2 protein-coding genes (1 of these 2 only partly in view) are annotated in these 7,112 nt (G+C 42.6%); both read left to right on the forward strand.

Going from position 1 to position 7,112, the window contains the following annotated elements; translation table 11 throughout:
* On the forward strand, nt 1-6,919 hold the 3' portion of the coding sequence (locus J8M01_RS04335) for a non-ribosomal peptide synthetase (protein WP_211057142.1). 3,353 nt of this gene lie to the left of the window's left edge; the window shows 6,919 of its 10,272 coding nt (coding positions 3,354-10,272); the start codon falls outside the window, past its left edge; its stop codon occupies nt 6,917-6,919.
* Nucleotides 6,919-7,112, forward strand: a 194-nt coding sequence (locus tag J8M01_RS04340) for a hypothetical protein (protein ID WP_211050000.1), incomplete at its 3' end; no start/stop codon positions are given. The genes J8M01_RS04335 and J8M01_RS04340, both read left to right, overlap by 1 nt.

A 7,112-nucleotide genomic window follows, 5' to 3' on the forward strand; every position in this document is an offset into this window, starting at 1 on the left:
ATTTGAGCCTATCGCTGTGATTGACTCTGATGATAGTAAGCCTTTATCTGTGGCGCAGCAGCGACTTTGGTTACTAACCCAAATAGATACTCAGCAAGCACAGTACAATTTGCCATTTGCCATTGCTATTAAAGGTTATTTCGATACTGATGTCGCTGAAAAATCGTTACTGGCATTGATTGCGCGCCATCAAGTATTACAAATGAATATTCTAACGCATCATGGACAGCCACAATTACAACCAAGTAAAGAGCGCTTTGCTTTATCGCGTGTAGAGGTTGGCAATTACACGAGTGAGGAACAACAGCACATTGTTTCTAATTTGCAGCAGCAAGAGATAGCAGTACCATTTGATCTAACGAAAGATGTGCTATTACGTGGCACCTACATTAGCCGAAGTGATGAAAGTGGGGTTTTACTTCTGACAACCCATCATATTGCCACTGATGGCTGGTCAATGAATGTGTTGCTGCGGGACTTCTTTGCACTGTATAACAATAATTTGCATGGGGTAAAAGGGGGACTTGCGGAAGTAGAGATTCAATACAGTGATTATGCTGCCTGGCAACGAGACCAGCTGGCAAAACCTGCTCAGGCTGAACAGTTAAATTATTGGCTTGAACACCTTACAGATCTGGACGCCGTACATCAGCTACCGATTTATCAGGCAAGATCAAAGCAACAAACATTTGCAGGTAATAACCTGCAATCACACCTTTCGGTGAAGCAGTTAGATGGGTTAAAGCAGTTAGCTGTTCAGCATAATGTGACTTTGTTTATGGTTCTGCATGCCTTGCTCAGTATTTTGATTAGCCGGCATACTCAACATCAACAAGTTGTAATAGGCACGCCGGTAGCAAATAGAAATCACCCTCAACTAGATAATTTAGTTGGCTTTTTTGTGAATAACTTAATATTGAAGTTAGATTGCGATTTATCTTTAAGTTTCAAAGAAGTGTTAGCGTACGTCAAGCAAATTAATCTGGATGCGTTATCGCGGCAAACAACGCCCTTTGAGCTGTTGGTTGAAAAGTTAGCACCCGAACGCAGCTTATACTGTTCGCCATTATTCCAAATCATGTTGATTTTAGATAATACTGAAGCACAGCAATTAAACGATGCTAAGTTGCCTTTCGAGTTTCAACCATTAGTTCAGCAGGAATCGGTCGCAAAATATGAGCTTACTTGGCATGCTCGAGAAGACCAAAATGGTTTACAGTTCACTGTTGAGTACCGTACCGAGCTGTTTGAGGCGCAATATATTAATGCTCTCATGGGTCAATTTGTTCAGTTAGTTGAAGGGGTGACAGAAACGGCTGAGCAACCGTGTTATCGCTATGATTTATTGCCTGCTTCACAGCGAGTATATTTAACCCAGCGGCTGAATGAAACAAAATTAGAATTTAACCCTGATGCTTTATTGCAAGATGGGATTGAAGCACAGAGTTTAGCTAATCCACATAGTACAGCCGCAGTTTTTGATATGCAGTCGCTGACATTTTTTCAATTGAACGAGCAAGCTGATAATGTTGCAGCTCAATTACGGCGTCAAGGTGTTTTACCTGGTCAGTTAGTGGGGCTCTGTCAAGAGCGTTCATTGTCAATGCTGGTTAATCTGTTGGCTATTTTAAAGGTAGGGGCAGCGTATGTACCATTAGATCCATGCTACCCAGCACAGCGCCTAAATTACATTATTCATGACAGTGCTCTAGCACACCTTATTATTACTGAAAACTTACGACCGTTATTTGGTAATGAGTCCGCGGTCAAGCTGCACTTGGTTGACGCTTTAAATCCGCAGGAAAGTGCTGAAATGGTGCTTAACCCAGTGAAGTGTACGGCAGATAATTTAGCTTATGTTATCTACACAAGTGGTTCTAGCGGCCAACCAAAAGGAGTAAAAGTGACACATCGCAATGTCATCAACTTTTTTGCTGCGATGGATAATGCTTTACCAGCTACTGGGCATCAAGATACTTGGTTGGCGAGCACCAGCATTAGTTTTGATATTTCAGTACTAGAGTTATTTTGGAGCTTAAGGTGTGGTTCGAAAATAATCATCCAACCAGATCGCCCACATGCACACATCGAGGATAAGCTGGCAAAGCTTGGGTTTTATGAATATGACAAACCTTTGCTAGAGGCCAGCGATTGTGCGGCTCTAAGATCGCAAAGTAGCGTAACTAGATATACTTCGTCGTTGGGGGGGGGGTATGTCGTGTTGTCATGCACTGCTTCGCTAACGGAGTATGTGCAGGCTGCACAACGTGGTCTCTCACTTGATATATTTTATCAAGGTTCTGAGTTGATTGATTTAAAAGACAAGGTTTCTGCTTTTAGCTCGCAACATAATAATGAACCTAGAATCTCTTTGTTTATCTCTTATGGTTCCGCGGATGAAAAAATAAGCGCTTTGGGCCAATTGAAAGACCGTGAAGCATGTGTTGTAGAACTTGCTGATTTTGCGCGTATTGGCATTGATGATATTCTGGTTGTTGGCAGCAAGTTGCCATGCTCTGATGCTCAATTAGAGCGCACGCAACTGATCCAATTTTTAGATGAGCGGCGGCAACAATACCAATGCCAAGCTGATATGATGGCTAAACGATTTAGCCAAGATTGGAACCCAGCTACTTTAATATGTAATCAGCATGTATCCCGGTTGCAATCAACCCCGAGTTTCGTTCGTGAACTACTACAAAGCCAAGAGGGCCGGCTTGCGTTAAGTCAACTTGATTTATTACTGGTAGGTGGCGAAGCGCTCAGTGATGAGCTTGCGCAACAACTTTATACACTATTACCTGAGCGTGTATTTAATATGTACGGCCCAACAGAGTGCACGGTTTGGTCGTGCGTTGGCGCTGTAACTATTGACGCTGTGAGTATCGGAAAGCCCGTTGGTAACACTCGGGTATACATTCTTGATGAATATCAGCAATTGGCCCCGTTGGGAGCTGTGGGGGAGTTATGTATAGCTGGAGAAGGCGTTACGCCTGGTTATCTACATCGTTCTGACCTTACTCAGCAGCGTTTTGTGGCATTGCCATTGTTAGATTCAAATGAACGTATTTACAAAACAGGCGATTTAGCTCGCTGGAATGCAAATGGTGAGCTGATATGTTTGGGCCGTAATGATGAACAAGTCAAAGTGAATGGACATCGAATTGAACTGGGGGAAGTTGAACGATTACTCGGTAGTTTTACAGAGTGCGAGCAAGTAGCGGTCGTAAAGCAAAGCATGGGTAATTCAGAACAGCTTGTCGCATTTGTGGTGTTCGTGGCTGAGCATAGAGAAACGGATGATTGGGTGCAACAATGGCGATTTAAGTTATCGACTCTGGCACCGAGTTACCTTATCCCTGAACGAATAAAACGTGTAGATGCTTTCCCATTAACGCCCAATGGTAAAATCGATAAACGGTCTTTAGCGAATCAGGTCGTTGCAGGATCAGGAGAGTTGGCAGCTGCAACGACAGAGACCGAAAAAAAGGTGATGCAGCACTTCCAAGCCGTGTTGGAACATACTATTGCTCTGTCTATACATGATAGTTTTTTTACCTTAGGTGGGCACTCGTTACTGAGTGTTCGTTTGGTTAATGAACTGAATGCGGAATTTTCTAGCGCGCTGACTGTGCGGGATATCTTCAAAAATAGTACCGTAGCGGCTCTGAGTACGTGTATTGATAATCAAAAAACAGCACCTTATGAAATGATTTCAGCACGCAAACATAGTGAGATCCGCTTGCCTCTATCACTACAGCAGCAGCGCTTGTGGTTTATTGATCAGTTGTATGAGGGCCAGAGTGCACATTACAACATGCAAGTTGTATTAGAAGTGGGTCAACAGTTTGATTTAGTGTTGGCGCAGCATGTATTGGGTGAGTTAATTCTACGACATAGGACATTACGGACCAAGTATCAAACTTTGGATGGTGTCGTTGAGCAAGTCATTGAGCCAAACCCCCAATTTCAAATTACGCGGTTATTGTTGGATGAAACGCAAGCACAGTCGTGGAGTGCAATATGTGACATTTTTACAGAGCTTGCGTTAGTGCCTTTTAATTTGCAAGAACAACTGCCACTGAGAGCAACGTACATTAAAAGTAATAAAAGTAGCTACTTAATGTTGTGTATACACCATATAGCGACTGATGCTTGGTCTATGGCGATTTTGGCAGAGGAGTTTTGTACGTTATATGCGTCGGCTTGTCAGAACGATGAAAGCCAATTAAACGAATTACCGATAGATTATGCTGATTATGCTTTGTGGCAGCAGAGCCACGAGCAGAAGGAGAAAATAGATCAGCAAAACCATTATTGGCTACAACAATTAAACAACCTATCAGAACTGAACTCATTGCCGCTTGATTTCAGTCGAGGGCAGTTCGCATCTCATCAATGTAAAACATTGACGATGAAGTTAGATGGTAATCAATTTCTAGCCTTGAAGCAGGCTACATTAGCCAGTGATACAACCTCCTTTATGTATTTGCATGCTATTTTGAGTGTGGTGATTTGCCGCTATAGTGGTGTTGATGATATTGCCATTGGGACACCTGTAGCGAATCGCCCCCGTAAAGAATTGGATAATTTAGTCGGACTGTTTGTCAATACATTGGTACTGCGCACGGATTACAATGCGAGTGATAACTTTAATGAGTATTTGCAGCACGTGAAGGGGGTTGTTGTTGCGGCGTTAAGTCATCAAGAAACCCCCTTTGAGTGGCTGGTTGAACAGCTGTCATCGAAGCGCAGCACCAGTTACAACCCACTCATCCAAGTTTTATTTAATTATCAAAAGGCAAACAATGATGACCGCAAGAATTTTGATCAATGGGTTAAGCCGATTGAGTTTAATAATCAACAAAGTAAATTTGAGCTTTCACTTCGAGCCATTGAGTACGATGATCACGTCAAATTAGAGTTTGATTATGATGTGAGTTTGTTTGCAGAGGAAACGATGCAAAGAGTTGTTAATAGCTTTGGACATGTGTTGTCCCAGACGCTATCGCACCCAATGACGCCATTGTCAAAATTGAGTTTGACGAAAAACTCGGCTGATTTAGCCATACAGCATGGTGAAATTAACCTCGATGGTCGAGGTGTACCATTATTAGATGCTTTTTATCAACAGCAAATGCTCACCCCAGAGGCAACGGCAATAATCGATGATGGCTCGAATTTAAGCTATCGTTCACTCGCAGATAAGTCGGCACAATTGGCTGACTATTTACGTCAGCAGCAATTGGGGCATGGCAGTCGTATTGGCTTATATTTAACTCGCGGGCCTGAAATAGTCATTGCTATTATTGCAGCATTCCAAATCAATGCGTGTTTTGTGCCTATTGATCTATCAAATCAAGGTGACAGGCTAGACTGCATAATTGAAGATGCCGAACTAGATATTGTATTAGTGACTAATGTACACAGCTCTCATTGGCAAAAAAAGCGTTGTACAGTATGTGAACTGAGCATATCCAATTGGCAATTTGGTGAATATAGTAAAATACTCACGCCTTTAGAAAATATGCCAGATGCACCTGCGTACATTATCTATACGTCAGGCTCAACAGGTAAGCCTAAAGGCGTAGAAGTCGCTCACCGGGCGCTTGTAGACTATTGTCAGTTCGCTTTGCAAAATTACTATGAAGAGCATCTGAATGGCGCATTTCTAGCCACCTCATATGGTTTTGACATTAGCCTTCCTGCATTACTGCTACCGCTAATGAGAGGTGGGTTTGTGAATGTTTCGCAAGGCGAGGATGTGTTGATTTATTTGGCTAATTTGTTATCAGGGTCAGGAGTTGGCTGCTTGTTACTTAGATTAACTCCAATGCATGTCAGAGCACTACTTAACTTAATGACCTCGACATCAAACCAAAAGGCACATGTATTTGTGATTGGTGGTGAATTCTTTCCCGTGTCACTTTTAGCAGAGCTTGCTCACTCTTTTCCGAATGCCGTCATTTATAACCATTATGGACCGAGTGAAGCGGTAATAGGTTGTTGTATTGCCCAAGTAAGCGGACGAGATTTTGAACGAACAGAATCTTTGCCTATCGGCTATGCAATGGAGAATACGCAGTTGTATTTACTTGATGAAGCGATGCAAATTGTGCCAAAAGGGGTCGTGGGAGAGTTATATATTGCAGGGCAATGCTTAGCGAATGGTTACCTTAATCGCCCAGAGCTGACGGAGCACAATTTTGTAGCTAACCCGTTTAAGTTGGGTGAGCGTTTATATCGAACTGGCGATCTTGCACGACACTCTGTTGACAACGAACTGCACTATGTTGGCCGTACAGATGATCAGGTTAAGTTACATGGTTTTCGAATCGAGTTAGGAGAGGTTACTCAACAATTGCTGGCACTACCAGAAATTAAGGCGGCAGCGTCACTGATTGTGGGTGAAGGCGAACACCGGCGTTTAGTGTCGTATGTGGTGCGATCAGAGTTAGTTAAAGATGAGACTGTGTTAATGCAGGTGTTAACCCGAATGAGGCAAAATTTACCACACTACTTATGTCCGGCACAGTTAGTCGATTTACCTAAATTACCGTTGAGTGCTAATGGAAAAATCAATAAAAAGGCATTGCTATCTGTAACTTTAAAAGATGCTCAGCCTTTTGCGGCGGCGACAAATGAACTGGAAAAACAGCTTTGCTGTGTTTGGCAACAGCTACTGCGACTTGAGCAATCTCCGAGTATTGATAGTAATTTCTTTGATATTGGTGGAAATTCACTATTGGTAATGACCTTGAGTGTAGAGCTTCAAAAGCAATTTTCTTGTGTCATTCAAATTGGCCAACTGTTTAATTATCAGACGGTTAGGCAGCAGGCAGAGCTGATTGAGCAGCTATCAGTTTTATTGACGACAGGCGTTGATAATGAAGAGTTTGAGGATGAGGGAGTATTGTAATGGTTTTAGATACGCTAAAAAAAGCACAACAACAGGGCGTAACGTTATTTCTGGATGATCAGGGTCAACTGAAGTTTCGGAAAAAGTCAGGCAAGCTCAGTGCTGAACTAAAAGCAGAGTTAGTGGCGCATAAAACAGAACTAGTGGCGTTACTTACAGCGCAACAAAAAAATGGTGCTTCGGCTATCACCGC

The sequence above is a fragment of the Pseudoalteromonas sp. MMG005 genome (assembly GCF_018101015.1).
Taxonomy (GTDB): domain Bacteria; phylum Pseudomonadota; class Gammaproteobacteria; order Enterobacterales; family Alteromonadaceae; genus Pseudoalteromonas; species Pseudoalteromonas aurantia.